This window comes from Allobosea sp. P5_A5, assembly GCF_056400625.1.
In genome coordinates, this window is record NZ_JBFUKY010000003.1 from 23,689 (window position 1) to 38,638 (window position 14,950).

Sequence of the window (14,950 nt, forward strand, 5' to 3'; positions counted from 1 at the left end):
TTTCTCTTTCAGCCCTTGACGCTGCCGGCGGTCATGCCCGCCACGACATAACGCTGGACCATCAGATAGAAGGCGACGGCGGGCAGCGTGTACATCACGCCGATGGCCATGACGGTATGGATGGGCGTCGAAAGCTCGCCGACGAAACTGGCGAGGCCGACGGAGGCCGTGCGCAAATCCTGGCTCAACACCAAAGTCTGCGCGAAGACGTATTCGTTCCAGCCGTGGAAGAAGGCGATGACCGCGGCCGCCGCCAAAGTCGGCGCCACGACCGGAAGGACGATCGCCAGCACGATGTCCAGACGCGAGCAGCCGTCGATCCGCGCAGCCTCCTCGATCTCCAGCGGGACGCCGTCGATCGCGCCCTTGAGGATCCAAGTAATGACCGGCACGGTGAAGGCTGCGTTCGCCAGAATCAGCCCGCCCAGCGTGTCGAGCAGCAGCAGCTTGGCGAAGATCGCATAGAGCGGCACGACCAGCATTGCCTCGGGCAGCATTTGCGTCGCGAAGAGCACGAAGCCGACGACGCCCTTGCCACGGAATTTGAAACGCGACAGCGCATAGGCCGGCAGGATAGCGAGCAGGATCGACAGCACCATCGTGCCGACCGCGACGATGGCGCTGTTCCTGAGCCAGAGCAGTACGCCGGTCTTGGCGAAGGTCTCGGCATAATTGAAAGCCTGCGCCGGGTCGGGGAGCATCTGCGGCCGGTCGGCGAACAGGTTCGCCGAGGAGGTCAGCGAGGTCACGACCATCCAGTAGATCGGGAACAGGGCCGCGCTGAGCAGCACCATGATCAGCGCCATGCGCAGCGCGTGGGAGGCGGGCGAGCTCATCAATGGCGCCCGTGCGCGCGCTCGGTGCGCTGCGTGTACCAGAAATAGACGAAGGTCACGACAAGCGCGACCGTCAGCCCGATCATGCCCACGGCAGCGGCCTCGCCAAGTTCGCGGGCGACGAAGCCGCGCGTGTAGAGCTCGATGACCAGCGTTTTGGTGGCACCTATCGGCCCGCCCTGCGTCATCACCCAGATCAGGTCGAAGCGGCGCAGCGACCAGATCGTGACGAAGAGCGAGAGCAGCGCGACCGCGGGCTGGATCGTCGGCCAGACCGCGACCTTGAACACGCTGAGACGATCGGCCCCATCCAGCGTCGCGGCTTCGCGGACCTCCTCGGAGACGCCCTGCAGGGCGGCGAGGAGCACCACGGAGGAAAACGGGAAGATCTGCCAGACCGTCGTGAACAGGATTGCCGGCAAGGCGAGCTTGGGATTGTCGAGCCAGCTCTCATAGCCGATCTCGAAATCCATCAGCTTCAGCGCGTGGTTGAAGATGCCGTATTGCGCGTTCAGCATCCAGGCGAAGATCGTCGCGACCGCGACAGGCGGCGCCGCCCACGGCACGGTCACGAGCGCCCGCGCCAATCCGCGGCCGCGGAAGGGCCGGTCCAGCAGGAGTGCCGCGCCCAGCCCGAGCGCGATGGCGAAAACGACGCAGGCGACCGTATAGGCCGTCGTCGTCCACAGCACCGCGGCAAAATCGCCGGAGCTGGCCAGATCGCGATAGTTGCGCAGCCCGACATAGCGGGCATCCTGAGGAGCCAGCAGCGAGGTCTGGGTAAAGCTGAGCACGAATTCGCTCAGCAGCGGATAACCCTGGAAAACCGCCAGGTAGACCGCCACCGGCGCGATGAAGAGATAGGGCGTCCAGCGACTCTCCCGGTCCCGCCCACCGCGATGCGGAGAGTGGCCGGCGGTTGCCGAAGCCGGGCTGGCGACCTCGCTCATGATGTCACTGCCGCTCGATACGCTTGAGCGCCAGGGACTGCGCCTCGTCGAGCGTCTTCTGCACATCGGCATTGCCGACAAGGATCTTCAGCACCTGCTCGACGACGATCTGCTGGATTTCCAGCGTCTTGGTCTCGAAGCCAAGCACGAGCTGCGGCAGCGCGTAGGGGGTCTGTGCGTCATAGACGCCAAGCCAGGGTGCGCGCTCCAGATCGGCCTTCGGCCGTTCGACCGGCGTCGCGACGCTGGCCGCGCCGAGGATGCCCTGCAATTCGCTCTGCGCCGCCGGCTGCAGCACCCAGTTGATGAAGGTGCCGCAGGCTTCCTTGTTTTTGGTATTGGCGTTGACCGAGAGCGAGGTCAGGATCAGGCCCTGCTGGCGGTTCGCGAAAGGCGAAGGCGCGGCCTTGAAGCCGAGATTGGGATTCTGCGCCGCGAAGATCCCGGCGACGCCGCCATTGTCAATGTTCATGGCGATCTTGCCCTCCCAAAACATCCGCCGATAGGTCGCGGCGTCGGCACCCTTTGGAATGACGCCGGCGTCGTAGACCTGCTTGTAGGCAGTGATCGCCTCGACCACCTTCGGACTGTTCAGGGTGAGCTGCTTGCCGTCGGCCCAGTTGCCGCCGAAGCCATAGACGTAATTCGTCATGTCCTGCCAGAAGCCGGAGCGCTCGGGCATCGTGGCGCGGAAGGCGTAGCCGAACAGGCCCTTGCCGGTGGCTTCCTTGGCGGCGGCCAGGAACTCGGGGAAGGTCTTCGGCGGCTCGCCACCTTTCAGCAAAGCGGGGTTGTAGATCAGCTGGTAGTTGGCCAGCTCGAAGACGACGCCGTAGCGCTTGCCCTCGACGTTGAGGAATTTGTCGGGAGCCTGGAACGTGTACTTGCTCGCATCGACGAGCTCATCGATCGGCAGGATGCGCTTGCCCGGCAGAGCCGCGAAGAAGTCGGTCTGGTCGAAGCGCACCAAATCCGGCCCGCCGCCGCCGCCCATCTGGGTGAAGACCGTGTTGGCGAGCTGGGAGAACGAGATCGCGATCGGCCGGACCTCGATTTTGTCCTGCGAGGCGTTGAATTTCTCGATCCAGGCCTTGAGCTTGTCGCCCCGTCCGGCTTCGGCGAAGGTTGCGGCGGCGAAAGTGATGACGGTCTTGGCTTGGCCGAAAGCCGAAGTGGCGCCAAGCGCCGCTGTGGCGCCGGCTGCGGCCAGAACCGTCCGGCGGGTGAGTTTGGTCATGGCTTCCTCCGATTGCCCCGTTTGCCGGGTCAGTTTCAATGGCCGTGAGGACCGCCGCAACCAAAGCTGTCCCGCCCAGCGTTGGATAAACGAGCGGACAAGGCAATGGCAGCGAGCAAGGCTCAGATGAACAGTCGAGGAGATGCAGTTCGGATGCCGCGCTGCGGCAGTCCTAGTCTCCCTAAAGCTCCGCGCTTCTTCGCCACAAAGGCGCGTCGCGGTATGAAAGCAGCGTAGACACTCTGTGAAATTTTACAAGCGCCGGCTCGATGGCAGCCAGAGCACTGGGGTCTTTGAGGCTTGTCAGCCGGGCTCCGTAGAGAACCGACGATACACGGCGCCGGTCGAACTTGAGGAAGGTCAGAACCCGCTGAGATAGCGCGCTCTCAGGTGGCGGCCTGGTCGTCCTTGTGGCGGCGGTCGACTCCGCTGGTCCACTTGGCATCGCGGATGTCGTTCAGTCCTGCCGACCTGCGGTATCCCGCTCGGTGCCCGCCCGATCGCGCGAGATCTTTTGGCGGCGCGTGTGCTGCCGTCGCAGAACAGCTAGAGCCGGATCGGTGCCCCGTTCCGCTCGGTGCTATCGGCTTCCGAGCGCAAGGCAGCGGCCGAGTACTCATAGACGATGCCGTGAAGATTGCTGTGCCGCTCTTGCCTGTCGGAAAAAGCTCTATGGAGCCGGTTCCACACCGAGTTCACCTTGCCCACATAGCATCCACAGAATTGCGCGCGCGGGATATCCGGCGCCAGCATCGGCGCGGCCAAGCATTCCGATTTCGCCTCCGCAGAGCTTTGCCCCTGAACTGCCAGCCATCCTACCAATACCGCTGCAGGCAAGCATCTAATGAAGGCGAGGGCCTTGTAAATTGAATTTGCAGGCGAACGAGGCATCGCGGATACTCAGATTATCAAAGGTCTTTAGAACGCAATAATAAACTTCAAGTTGCACTTCGAGGGTATCTGTCCAATCCGTATATGTGTCCTTCACCGCTTGCCTTTTGAGAACCGGGTCGACGCGCTGCTTCTCCTGATTCCGTTACGCAAAGCTCGTTAAATTCCGACCGGTTAGGGGTTCGTTAGCGATGTCCAGAGCTTCCATAGCTTGTATGCAGCAGTTGACCCTGGACCGCGCTCATGACGCTCAACAATTTGAAAATTCGCACAAAGATCATGCTTGCGGTCCTCATCGCCGGGCTGATCGGCGTAGGGGTGTCGGTCTTCGGCAGCGCTCAGCTGCAACAGATCGACCGCAGCTATGCGGCGATGCTACAAACGCGTCCGAAGGCGCTGCTGGCCTCAGCGCGGGCGTCTCGCGCAGGCGCCAATCTCATCGCCCAGACCTACAAGATCATCGCGTATCCGCTCGGCTCACCGAATATCCAGAAGGCGAAAGTCGACGGGCAGAAAGCCTACGAGGACACACTGGCTTACTTGGACGAGGCCGGCCAGGCGCTTCCTTCCGAGAAGCCTGCCTTCGAGGCCATCCGGAACAACTTCCTTGGACTTAAGTCCAGCGTCGACCAAGCCGTTGCTTTCGGAGAGCGGGACGAAAACGAAAAAGCCCTTGCCGTCATGGATACCATCGACGGGAAGCTGGCGGCACTGGTTCAGTCGATAGCCGACCTTAATACGGCCGTTCTGGCGAAAACCGACGCCCAATCGGCCGAACTGTCGGCCGGAAGCGATCGGGCCTCGATCATCATGCTTGGCGCTGCGGTAATGGGGCTGCTCTTGGGCCTGGCTGGAGCGGTAGTGCTGGCGTCGAGGACTATTACCGGCCCGCTCCAGCGCCTGGCCGCGACAATGGGTGAGCTTTCTGGCGGGACATTACAGGCGGACGTCGTGGGTGCCGAGCGCAGGGACGAGGTCGGCACCATGGCCCGCGCCGTCATGATCTTCAAAGAAAACGGACTGACAATGCGCCGGTTGGAGGTCGAAAAAGCAGAGCGTGAAGCGGCCGCCGACGTCGAGCGCCAAGCCCATGAGGGCGAGCGCCGACGGGTCGAGGTCGAGCGGATCGATCTCGCCAAGCAGCAGCAACACGTTGTTGGCATGCTCGCCGATGGGCTGGACCGCCTCGCCCAGGGTGACCTGACCTGCCGCCTGACCGACAGCGTCGCGTCCGATTACATCAAGCTGCGCGATGACTTCAACGGCGCCCTCGAAGGGCTCTCTGATACGGTCAAGACCATCCAGACAACCTCGGTCGAAGTCAGCACGGCGGCTCGCGAGATCAATATGGGCGCTAACGATCTGTCTAAGCGTACCGAGGAGCAGGCGTCCTCGCTCGAAGAGACGGCTGCGACGACCGAGGAGTTGGCGGCATCGGTGAAAGCCTCGGCGAACGCTTCGAGGCAGGCTGTGGCGATGGCTCAGGAGGCGATGAACGTCGCCGAAAAGGGCGGGTCGATCGTTACCACTGCGGTCGAGGCCATGAACCGGATCGAGGGTGCATCCCGGAAGATTTCCGACATCACGGGTGTCATCGATGAGATCGCCTTCCAGACCAATCTGCTAGCGCTGAACGCGGCGGTTGAGGCAGCGCGCGCTGGAGATGCCGGCAAGGGTTTTGCAGTCGTCGCATCCGAGGTGCGCACGCTCGCACAGCGGTCAAGCGATGCCGCTAAGGACATCACGTCCCTCATTGCGGAATCCGCAGCCGAGGTCGAACAGGGCGTCACCCTCGTCCGTTCCGCCGGCGAGGCTCTGGGCCAAATCGTTGATGCGTCCCGCAAGGTCGTTGCAACCGTCTCCGAAATCTCTGCTGCATCGGGAGAACAGGCCAATGGTATCGACGAGATGAGCCAGACGGTCGCTCATATGGACGAGATGACGCAGCAGAATGCCGCGCTTGCCGAAGAGAGCGCAGCAAGCGCTACGTCTCTCAGCGACCAGATCAACAAGCTGAACGGGCTTGTCGCAAGCTTCCGGACAGGTCCGAGCACCGCGGACCTTCGGTACATCGCCGGCCGAATGGAAGAGAGACTTCTTCGCCGGGCGGGCTGAAATCTTAGGCTATATCGCCTTGCGGTCGGAACGTCAGTCATCGCGTCCGGCCGACTTTTGAGGCTCCGGTATCCTGACGTGCCGGCGATCGTCAGGCGAATTGATCAAGCCGTGCAGATACTAAACAATCGCCCGGTCTCGCTTCGGCGGGGCCGGGCTTTGCGGTGCTTTGGGATACCGCTCGAGATCCTAGCGCTCAATGACGGTTGGTGTGCAGGTTGAAAGTGCGGGTGCCCTCGTAGTGCTCAATGCGAATTGAGCCATGCGTATAGGGCTGCGGTTTGATGATCCGCCGCGTCCGCGTCCTCGCCCGTCGAGCAGAGTGCGAACCATCGGCCCGCTGAACAGGATCGGCCGCCCCTTCGTAAATCCAGAACCCTCCGAGACAGAGGAGGTGAGGTCAGACATGGGCGCCTCCGTAGCAAGATGGGAAACCGGAGCATGCCTGGAACAACGGCACGCGTTTTCCACGACATGGCCTGCCATCTTCTGCATGCGTTCGCCGAATTATGCCGAAGGGGCAGCTTCCGATTAACGGCTAAGCGCCTAATTCTATTGGGAATAAATGGTGCTGCGAGAGAGGATTGAACTCTCGACCTCTCCATTACCAATGGAGTGCTCTACCACTGAGCTACCGCAGCAGGTCCGGCAGCCGGGGCGCGTCGCGGTCGCGGTGAAGCGATTGCGGGCGTGGCGTCGTTCCGAAGCGGCGCCCTGATGCCATAAGCGCGGGGCCGACGCAACCCGTCGCGGCGCTTCTGCGGAGGCAAAGACAGGCGAAGGGTCGCGCGGCTACGACGGCCACGGTTCCGGTCCTTCGTTCAAATCGCCGGCCCGATGTGGCAAACGCGCCGGTCTCCGATGCTGGGCCCAGCGTCAATCCGGCAGCAGCAGCCGTGGATCGATGCGAAAGACCCGTCCATCGCCCAGCAGATGCGCGCTCAGCCCTTCGTCGAAAAGCGGGCGAAAGGCGCGGTCGCGCAGGTTGAGGCCACCGGCATAGGCCCCCATCGCGGGCATCACGCAGCGCCGTGGCGACAATGCGAAGCACCGGCGGCGCAGCGCCCTGCCGCCGCGCGTCCGCACCTTTGCGGCGGGGTGCAGATGCCCGGCGATCTCGGGCCCCGTTTCTGCCGGGTCGGGTTCATGGCGCAGGGTCACGCCACCGAGCACGGCGAAAGCGGCGCTCTCCCCGCCGACGCGCCGGCTGATCGCGGGATCATGGTTGCCGGTGATCCAGAGCCAGTCGCGGCCCTGCTGCAGCAGATGCAGCGCAGACAGCGTCTGCGGCGCGAGCCGCTCCTCGGCGTGCCGATCGTGAAAGGAATCGCCCAGCGCGATCACGCGCGCAGGCTGTAATCGCAGCATCACGGCCGAGAGCGCGGCCAGGGTCACGGAGGTATCGTAAGGCGGCAGCATCATTCCGCGCATCGCAAAGGACGAGCCCTTTTCGAGATGCAGGTCGGCGACGACGAGCGTGCGCTCGTCGGGCAGCCACAGCGCGCCCGACAAATCCGGCACGATCGCAAGCCGGCCCAGCATGAAGGCCTCGCTCACGCGTGCCACGCTCGCTGCCGCAACGCTCACGCCATCGCCTCTTCCGTCAGCATCGCTTCCGCCTCCGCCAGGATCTCGTCCGCCGCCTCGCCATAGACCGCCTCGCGCCCGATCTCGAGCATCACCGAGACGCCCAACGGCGAAACATGGTCGAGCGGCTGATGAATGATTCGGCCGCTGATTCGTGTCAGCATCTCACCAAGCCGGCGAATGTCGAGCAGGCCCGTCGCCGCATCGGCGCGCGCCGCCTTGAGCAGGATATGGTCCGGCTCGTGCCGGCGCAGGACGTCGTAGACGAGGTCCGTCGACATCGTGACCTGCCGGCCATTCTTCTCCTGGCCCGGAAAGCGCCGCTCGATCAGCCCGGCGATGACCGCGCATTGCCGGAAGGTGCGCTTCATCAGCGCCGATTCCGCCAGCCATTCCTCGAGATCGTCGCCGAGCATGTCCTGCGCGAAGAGTTCGTCGAGGTCGAGTGCTCCGCGCGCGATCGCAGCCGTCATGTCGCCGAGCGTCCAGCAGGCCATGCCGTAATCGTTGCAGACGAAGCCGAGCGGGCGCATCCCGGCGCGTTCCAGCCGGCGCGTCAGCAGCATGCCCAGCGTCTGGTGGGCGAGGCGGCCCTCGAACGGATAGGCGACGAGATAGAAGCGCCCGGCGCGCGGAAAGGTCTCGACGAGAAGCTCGCCGGGCTTGGGCAGGCGGGATTTTGCCTTCTGGGCATGAAGCCATGTCGCGACTTCGTCCGGCAGCGTGTGCCAGAGATCGGGCGAGGCCAGCATGGCGCGAACGCGCGCCGCGAGAAAGGTCGAGAGCGGAAACTTGCCCCCCGCATAGGAAGGCACTTTCGGGTCCGTTCCCGGCGAGGCACGCGAGCAGATGGCCTCGTTTTCGACGATGCCCTCGAAGCGGAGCACCTCTCCACCAAAGACGAAGGTGTCGCCCGCCACCATCGTCTCTGCGAAATATTCCTCCACTTCGCCGAGCACGCGCCCGCCGCGCGTCAGCATGCCGGGCTTACTCGCGCGCCCTCGACCGAGCCTGACCTTGAGCATGGTCGATTCCACGATGGTGCCGACATTCATGCGGTATTGCTGGATGATTTTGGCATGGCTGGCGCGCCACAGGCCGGTCTTGTCCTGCCGCAGCTTGGCGAAACGCTCATAGCTTTTGAGGGCATAGCCGCCCGTCGCGACATAATTGACGACGGCGTCAAAATCGCCGCGCTCAAGGTCGGCATAGGGCGAAGCCGTCAGCACCTCCCGGTAAAGCGTCTCGCTGTCGAAGCCGTCGGAGCAGGCGACGCCGAGCACATGCTGGGCCAGCACGTCGAGCGCGCCGATGCGCGGAGGCGGCGTGTCCTGCGCGGCTTCGTGCACGGCCTCCAGCGCGGCGCGGCATTCCAGCATTTCGAACCGGTTGGAGGGCACCAGCAGCGCCTCGGAGGGCTCGTCCATGCGGTGGTTGGAGCGGCCGATGCGCTGGATCAGCCGGCTCGCGCCTTTCGGCGCGCCGAGATTGACCACGAGATCGACATCGCCCCAGTCGATGCCGAGATCGAGCGTCGCGGTGCAGACGACGGCCTTGAGCCGCCCGTCGGCCATCGCGGCCTCGACCTTGCGGCGCTGCGTGGCGTCGAGCGAGCCGTGATGCAGCGCGATCGGCAGACTGTCTTCGTTCAGACTCCATAGGGCCTGGAACGCGAACTCGGCCTGCATGCGCGTGTTCACGAAAACCAGCGTCAGCTTGTGGGCTTTGATCGCCTGGTAGATCTCGGCCATCGCGTGCTGGGTGGTGTGCCCAGCGATGGGCAGGCGCCGCTCGGTATCGAGAATGCCGATCCGGGGCTGGGCCCCGCCGGCGACAGTGACGAGCCCCGCCGGCGTTTCGGCTCCGCCGAGATAGCGCTGCAGATCGGCGGGCTCGCGCACCGTAGCGGACAGGCCCACGGCTGAGACCTGTGGCGCCAGCGCCTTCAGACGCGCCAGATCGAGCGAAAGCAGGTCGCCGCGCTTGGACGTGACGAGCGCGTGTAGTTCGTCCAGCACGATGCGTCGCAGCGAGGCGAAGAAGGGCGCGGCGTCGCGATGCGAGACCAGCAGCGCCAGCTGCTCCGGGGTCGTCAGCAGGATGTCGGGTGGGCGCTGGATTTGCCGTGTCCGCTTGGCGGCGGAGGTGTCGCCCGTGCGTGTCTCGATCGTGATCGGCAGTGCCATCCCCTGCACGGGGGCTTCCAAATTTCGGGCGATATCGACCGCGAGCGCCTTCAGCGGCGAGATGTAGAGTGTGTGCAGTCCATCGCGCTTGCCTGTGCGGGCCGCCAGCTCGACCAGCGACGGCAGAAAGCCGGCCAAGGTCTTGCCGGCACCGGTTGGCGCGACCAGCAATGTCGAGCGCCCGGCGCGAGCCTCCTCCAGCAGCGCGAGCTGGTGTGGCCGCACGCGCCAGCCCCGACTGGAGAACCAGGCCTCGAAGGCGGGCGGAAGCGGGGAGGGCGGCACCATGTCGGCCAAAGATAGGGTGAGGCCGCGCGGAACGAAAGGTTCGCGCTAGCGCCGCTCCGCCACCACCAGCAGCCCCGCCACCGGCACGTCTCGATCCTGCCGCGTGCTGGCAGGCTCAAGCGATACCGGTACGAGCCCCGCTTCGCTCAATCTCTGCCGCAGCCAGCCCTCCGCATGAGCGAACCGCCGATCCGCGCCGACGACGACGCCTTCGCCGTCATGGCTCTGCACCGTGAAGGCCAGCAGCCCGCCTTGCTCCAGCACGCGCGCGCTCTGGCTGAAGCAAGGCGCGAGTTCGCCGAGATAGACGAAAACGTCCGCGGCGAGGATGAGATCGGCGCTGCGGTCGGGCCGGCTGGCGAGATAGGCCGTCAACCCGGCGACCGCGAGCTTGTCGTAGAGCGGGGCGCCGTCGATCCCGATCTTCGCCTGAGCCCGCTCGATCATGCGAGGCGAGAGGTCGCAGCCGGCGAGGAAGCCAGCCTGCTCCTGGATAGCCTCGCCCATCAACCCGGTGCCGCAGCCGAGATCATGCACCGTGTCGAACCGGAAGGGCCGCCCGGCGTTGCTGCAACAGCGCACGAGAGCGTCCTTGAGCAGTTCGGGGGCGTTGTAACGCAGGGTCTGGGTCAGATGGCTGTCGAAACGGTCCGCGTAGCCGTCGAACAGAGCGCCGGAGAAATTTTCGGAAGTGGCCTGCTCGGCTGCCATCGCGCCGATGCGCGCCAGATCGAGCCGCGCGCCGAAATGGTCGTTGGGGTCGAGGTCCAGGCATTGCCGCCAGGCGGTCGCCGCGTCCTCGCGCTGTCCCAGCGCTTCCTTGGCGAGGCCGTAGAGATGCCATGCGGCGGTGAAGTGGTAGGCTTCCGCCAGCGTCTGGTCGAGGATCTCGGCCGCGGCCTGTGCGTCGCCCTCCTTCAGGGCCGCTTCGGCCCAGGCATAGCGCCGGTCGAGCGCCGGGTTGCCGGACGAGGCGAAATGCGTGGCGAGGCCCTTTTCCGTCATTACAGCGGCTTTATCCGAGGAGAATGACACTGGCCAGACAAAGCCCCCGCTGGCGGCCTTCCGAACTGCTCATTCCGACGCCGGCCGGGCTCTATTGCCCGCCGGCCGACATCTATATCGACCCGGTGCGGCCGGTGGACCGCGCCTTGATCACCCATGGCCATTCCGACCATGCGCGCTCCGGGCATGGCGCCGTGCTGGCGACCCGCGAGACGCTGGCGATCATGGCGCTGCGCTACGGGGAGGATTTCACCGGCCAGCGGCAGGAAGCGGTTCCCGGCGAGACGACGCGCATCGGTGAGGTCGATTTCCGCTTCATGCCGGCCGGTCATGTTCTCGGCTCGGCCCAGATCGTGGTCGAAAGTCGCGGCCTGCGCATCGTTGCGTCCGGAGACTACAAACGCGAGCGCGACCCCACCTGCGCCTCCTTCGAAGTCGTGCCTTGCGACATCTTCATCACCGAGGCGACGTTCGGCCTGCCGGTTTTTCGCCATCCGCCGGCCGATGGGGAGGTCGCGAAGCTGCTGGAATCCGTCCGGCTCTTTCCGGAACGGACCCACATCGTCGGCGCCTATTCGCTCGGGAAGGCGCAGCGCGTCATGGCCCTGATCCGGGAGGGAGGTTATGAGCGGCCGATCTATATCCACGGCGCAGTCGAGAAGATCACGGAATTCTATCAATCCGAGGGCATTCCGCTCGGCGATGTCCGCAAGGTGGTGGCGACGGAGCGGAAAAGCCTGGGCGGCGAGATCGTCATCTGCCCGCCCAGCGCGGCGCAGGATGTCTGGGCCCGCCGCTTTCCCGACCCGGTGACCGGTTTCGCCTCCGGCTGGATGCGTGTCAGGGCCCGCGCCCGGCAAAAGGGCGTCGAGCTGCCGCTGGTGATCTCGGACCATGCGGATTGGGACGATCTGCAGGCGACGATCCGAGAGGTTCAGGCCGGCGAGATCTGGGTGACCCATGGCGAGGCCGAGGCTCTCGTGCATTGGTGCGGGACGCAAGGGCTGCGCGCCAAGCCGTTGCATCTCGTCGGTTACGGCGACGAAGGAGAGGCTGAGTCGGAAGGGGAGGTGGCAGATGTGGCGGCGGGTTGATCTGGACGAGCGACAAGACAGCTCTCTCGTCATTGCGAGCGCAGCGAAGCAATCCAGGGGCGGCAGCGCTCTACGTCTTCCTGGATTGCTTCGCTGTGCTCGCAATGACGTAAGACGCCGATTCGCCCCCACGAGTTGCCCGCAGGACGAGGACGCTCACCGCTCAGCGCGACTGCGCGACGACCGGGCGGCTCGGCGCCGTCATTTCGGTCAACGACAGCGCCATGTCGCGCGCCAGGCAATCATAGCCGGCATCGCTCATGTGGAAGCCATCGGTCCAGAGCGCCGCCTTGAAGGCTTCCGCGTCGGTGCGGTGCCATTCGTTCATCGCTTCATAGCGGGCGAAGACGGGCACGCCCTCGCGCCGGGCCACTTCGCCCACCGCCGCAACGTAGCCGGCATACCGCTCCGGCTCCTTCATCGAGGGGAAATATTGCGGATCGAGGATGGCGAGCGCGGGGCCTGCCTCCTTCACCATCGTGACACCTTCGCCCACCATGACCCTGAACGCGTCGAGGTCACCGCCCTTGACGGCATCGTTGGTGCCAACCTGCCAGATCACGAGATCGTACCGGCGCTCGGTCAGCGCGGCCTTCATCCGGGCCAGCGTCTGAGGCGCGGTCTCGCCACCGATGCCGGCATTGACGATCTCGATCCTCGATTTCGGCCAAGCCTTGCCGAGCAGCGCCTGGAGGCGTGCCGGATAAGTCTTGTCCTTGGCGGTGGCGCCGATGCCCTCGGTCGAGGAGGAGCCGATCGCAAGGATCGAAAGCGGCTGACCCTGAGCGACGCGCTTGCCAATCGTCCCGAGCGCGGCATTGGAGCGCACGATTGGGGTCTCACGGCAGGAGAAGCCGGCCGCCTGGGCGGCGGTCCCGATCGTCAGCGTTGCAGCAAGAGCAGGCAAGGCAAGAAGCCGCAACGCAAAGCGCATCAAGTTCGATCCCCGACAGCGATGTCCTTGTACCGCTCAACCGGTAATGTTTCATTCATGAATGGCGCCTGAATGATCGCGAGCAACCCAGCGACCCCCGCCAGCGAGCGTCACGACGACGACGGCCTCAACCGCTTCGCCTGGCTGCTCGACCGGCTGGCTTATGAGCCGCGTCGCAACGGCAAGCTCGCTCTGATCGCGAATTATCTGCGCACGACCCCTGATCCCGATCGTGGCTATGCCTTGGCGGCGATGACGGGAGGCCTTGTCTTCCGCAACGCCAAGGCAGGGCTGATCCGCGCGCTGATCGCGGAGCGAACCGACCCGGTGCTGTTCGCCCTGTCCTATGATTATGTCGGCGACCTTTCCGAGACGGTCGCGCTGATGTGGCCGGTGAAGCACGGCGCCAATGCTGTGCCGCATCTGCCGGAGGTGGTCGAGGCGCTGCGAGAGGCCGGCAAGACCGACCTGCCGCGCCTCGTCGCGTCCTGGCTCGATGCGCTCGATGAGACCGGGCGCTGGGCCTTGCTCAAGCTGATCACCGGTTCCTTGCGCATCGGCGTGTCGGCCCGCCTCGCCAAGACGGCCGCCGCAAGTCTCGGCGGCATCCCGGCCGACGAGGTCGAGCATGTCTGGCATGGGCTGGAGCCGCCCTATACCGAACTCTTCGCCTGGCTGGAGGGCAGAGGCCCTCGCCCCGAAGCGACCGATCCCGCTCCGTTTCGGCCAGTGATGCTCTCGCATCCGCTTGAAGACGGCGATTTCGACAAGCTCAAGCCCGCGGAATTCAGTGCCGAATGGAAATGGGACGGCATCCGCGTGCAGGTGGCGAGCGGGGTGAGGGAAGACGGCACGCGCGTCACCCGCATGTACTCCCGCACTGGCGAGGACATCGCCGGTGCCTTTCCCGATCTGGTCGAGGAACTGACTCAGGACGGGGCGATCGACGGCGAGCTTCTCGTCATGCGTGAAAGCACGGTCCAGAGCTTCAACACCTTGCAGCAACGGCTGAATCGCAAGGCGGTGACGGCCAAGATGTTGGGAGAATTTCCGGCCCATATCCGGGTCTACGACCTCCTGATCGATGGCGAGGAGGACATTCGCCATCTGCCCTTCGTCGAGCGGCGCAAGCGGCTTGAAGCGTTCCTCGGGCGCCTCGCCAGCGTGCGGTTCGACCTTTCACCGACCATTCCCTTTTCGAACTGGGAGGATCTGACGGCCGCCCGCGCCGACCCTGCCTCCGCCGGGGCGGGCGCGGATGCCGACGCCGTCGAGGGCTGCATGATCAAGCGGCTGGACTCGCCCTATCTGCCGGGCCGGCCCAAAGGCTATTGGTGGAAATGGAAGCGCGAGGCCCGGCTGGTCGATTGCGTGCTGATGTATGCCCAACGCGGGCACGGCAAGCGCTCGTCCTTCTATTCGGACTATACCTTCGGCGTCTGGCGTGTCGGCGAGGGTGGCGAGCTCGAACTCGTGCCTGTCGGCAAAGCCTATTTCGGCTTCACCGACGAAGAGCTTCTCGAGATCGACAAATACGTTCGCAAGCACACGCTGAACCGCTTCGGCCCTGTGCGCGAAGTCGCGCATACCGCCGAGAGCGGGCTGGTTTTCGAAGTCGCCTTTGAAGGTTTGCAGCGTTCGACGCGGCATAAATCCGGCGTGGCGATGCGCTTTCCCCGCATCAACCGCATCCGCTGGGACAAGCCGCCCAACGAGGCCGATCATATCGAGCTGCTGGAAGCGATGCTGCCGGCCGGCGCGTGACGCAGAGCGGGAAGGAGCGCGGGCGGTCGATCCCCGGGAATCCCGCCGCTGGACGGCGATATC

General features: G+C 64.9%; 10 protein-coding genes and 1 tRNA gene. 3 read left to right on the forward strand and 8 right to left on the reverse strand.

Annotation, left to right across the window (positions count from 1 at the left end):
- Positions 1 to 8: 8 nt before the first annotated feature.
- The 3 genes from AC1DR6_RS07010 to AC1DR6_RS07020 are packed head-to-tail and all read right to left on the reverse strand — an operon-like array spanning position 9 to position 3,023.
- Entirely contained in the window at positions 9 to 836 is an 828-nt protein-coding gene (locus tag AC1DR6_RS07010; RefSeq protein WP_476828486.1) for a carbohydrate ABC transporter permease, read from the reverse strand.
- The gene (locus tag AC1DR6_RS07015) at positions 836 to 1,786 is read right to left on the reverse strand and encodes a carbohydrate ABC transporter permease (RefSeq protein ID WP_476828487.1); all 951 of its coding nucleotides are present in this window, start codon (positions 1,784 to 1,786) and stop codon (positions 836 to 838) included. The genes AC1DR6_RS07010 and AC1DR6_RS07015 overlap by 1 nt, the downstream gene beginning before the upstream one ends.
- A 4-nt stretch (positions 1,787 to 1,790) precedes the next feature.
- Positions 1,791 to 3,023, reverse strand: coding sequence for an extracellular solute-binding protein (locus AC1DR6_RS07020; protein ID WP_476828488.1), 1,233 nt, complete (start codon positions 3,021 to 3,023; stop codon positions 1,791 to 1,793).
- Between the two features lie 1,134 nt (positions 3,024 to 4,157).
- On the opposite strand from AC1DR6_RS07020, the gene AC1DR6_RS07025 reads away from it, so the two are divergent.
- Positions 4,158 to 6,029: a HAMP domain-containing methyl-accepting chemotaxis protein gene (locus AC1DR6_RS07025; protein ID WP_476828489.1), complete on the forward strand. Its 1,872-nt coding sequence runs from the start codon at positions 4,158 to 4,160 to the stop codon at positions 6,027 to 6,029.
- A 566-nt stretch (positions 6,030 to 6,595) separates the two neighbouring features.
- Here the strand turns inward: AC1DR6_RS07025 and AC1DR6_RS07030 are convergent.
- The 4 genes from AC1DR6_RS07030 to AC1DR6_RS07045 form a co-directional block, all read right to left on the reverse strand.
- Positions 6,596 to 6,670, reverse strand: a tRNA-Thr gene (locus tag AC1DR6_RS07030).
- Positions 6,671 to 6,905: 235 nt separating this feature from the next.
- Positions 6,906 to 7,571: a ligase-associated DNA damage response endonuclease PdeM gene (pdeM, locus tag AC1DR6_RS07035; RefSeq protein WP_476828980.1), complete on the reverse strand. Its 666-nt coding sequence runs from the start codon at positions 7,569 to 7,571 to the stop codon at positions 6,906 to 6,908.
- A gap of 41 nt (positions 7,572 to 7,612) precedes the next feature.
- Positions 7,613 to 10,090: a ligase-associated DNA damage response DEXH box helicase gene (locus tag AC1DR6_RS07040; protein ID WP_476828490.1), complete on the reverse strand. Its 2,478-nt coding sequence runs from the start codon at positions 10,088 to 10,090 to the stop codon at positions 7,613 to 7,615.
- Between the two features lie 45 nt (positions 10,091 to 10,135).
- The gene (locus AC1DR6_RS07045) at positions 10,136 to 10,801 is read right to left on the reverse strand and encodes a class I SAM-dependent DNA methyltransferase (protein WP_476828491.1); all 666 of its coding nucleotides are present in this window, start codon (positions 10,799 to 10,801) and stop codon (positions 10,136 to 10,138) included.
- A 317-nt stretch (positions 10,802 to 11,118) separates the two neighbouring features.
- On the opposite strand from AC1DR6_RS07045, the gene AC1DR6_RS07050 reads away from it, so the two are divergent.
- Positions 11,119 to 12,189: a ligase-associated DNA damage response exonuclease gene (locus AC1DR6_RS07050; protein ID WP_476828492.1), complete on the forward strand. Its 1,071-nt coding sequence runs from the start codon at positions 11,119 to 11,121 to the stop codon at positions 12,187 to 12,189.
- A gap of 163 nt (positions 12,190 to 12,352) precedes the next feature.
- On the opposite strand, the gene AC1DR6_RS07055 is transcribed toward AC1DR6_RS07050, so the two are convergent.
- Positions 12,353 to 13,123 (reverse strand): SGNH/GDSL hydrolase family protein, encoded by a 771-nt coding sequence (locus AC1DR6_RS07055; RefSeq protein ID WP_476828493.1) that lies wholly within the window; start codon positions 13,121 to 13,123, stop codon positions 12,353 to 12,355.
- Between the two features lie 72 nt (positions 13,124 to 13,195).
- Here AC1DR6_RS07055 and AC1DR6_RS07060 point away from each other — a divergent pair, with 72 nt between their 5' ends.
- Complete coding sequence (locus AC1DR6_RS07060) at positions 13,196 to 14,887, forward strand: cisplatin damage response ATP-dependent DNA ligase (protein ID WP_476828494.1); 1,692 nt, start codon at positions 13,196 to 13,198, stop codon at positions 14,885 to 14,887.
- Positions 14,888 to 14,950: the final 63 nt, after the last annotated feature.

Bases quoted from the DNA above. Each gene is read 5' to 3' on its own strand.
- AC1DR6_RS07055 (WP_476828493.1), bottom strand. From the start codon at position 13,123: ATGCGCTTTGCGTTGCGGCTTCTTGCCTTGCCTGCTCTTGCTGCAACG.
- AC1DR6_RS07025 (WP_476828489.1), top strand. From the start codon at position 4,158: ATGACGCTCAACAATTTGAAAATTCGCACAAAGATCATGCTTGCGGTC.
- AC1DR6_RS07020 (WP_476828488.1), bottom strand. From the start codon at position 3,023: ATGACCAAACTCACCCGCCGGACGGTTCTGGCCGCAGCCGGCGCCACA.
- AC1DR6_RS07040 (WP_476828490.1), bottom strand. From the start codon at position 10,090: ATGGTGCCGCCCTCCCCGCTTCCGCCCGCCTTCGAGGCCTGGTTCTCC.
- pdeM (WP_476828980.1), bottom strand. From the start codon at position 7,571: ATGCTGGGCCGGCTTGCGATCGTGCCGGATTTGTCGGGCGCGCTGTGG.
- AC1DR6_RS07060 (WP_476828494.1), top strand. From the start codon at position 13,196: ATGATCGCGAGCAACCCAGCGACCCCCGCCAGCGAGCGTCACGACGAC.
- AC1DR6_RS07010 (WP_476828486.1), bottom strand. From the start codon at position 836: ATGAGCTCGCCCGCCTCCCACGCGCTGCGCATGGCGCTGATCATGGTG.
- AC1DR6_RS07050 (WP_476828492.1), top strand. From the start codon at position 11,119: ATGACACTGGCCAGACAAAGCCCCCGCTGGCGGCCTTCCGAACTGCTC.
- AC1DR6_RS07015 (WP_476828487.1), bottom strand. From the start codon at position 1,786: ATGAGCGAGGTCGCCAGCCCGGCTTCGGCAACCGCCGGCCACTCTCCG.
- AC1DR6_RS07045 (WP_476828491.1), bottom strand. From the start codon at position 10,801: ATGGCAGCCGAGCAGGCCACTTCCGAAAATTTCTCCGGCGCTCTGTTC.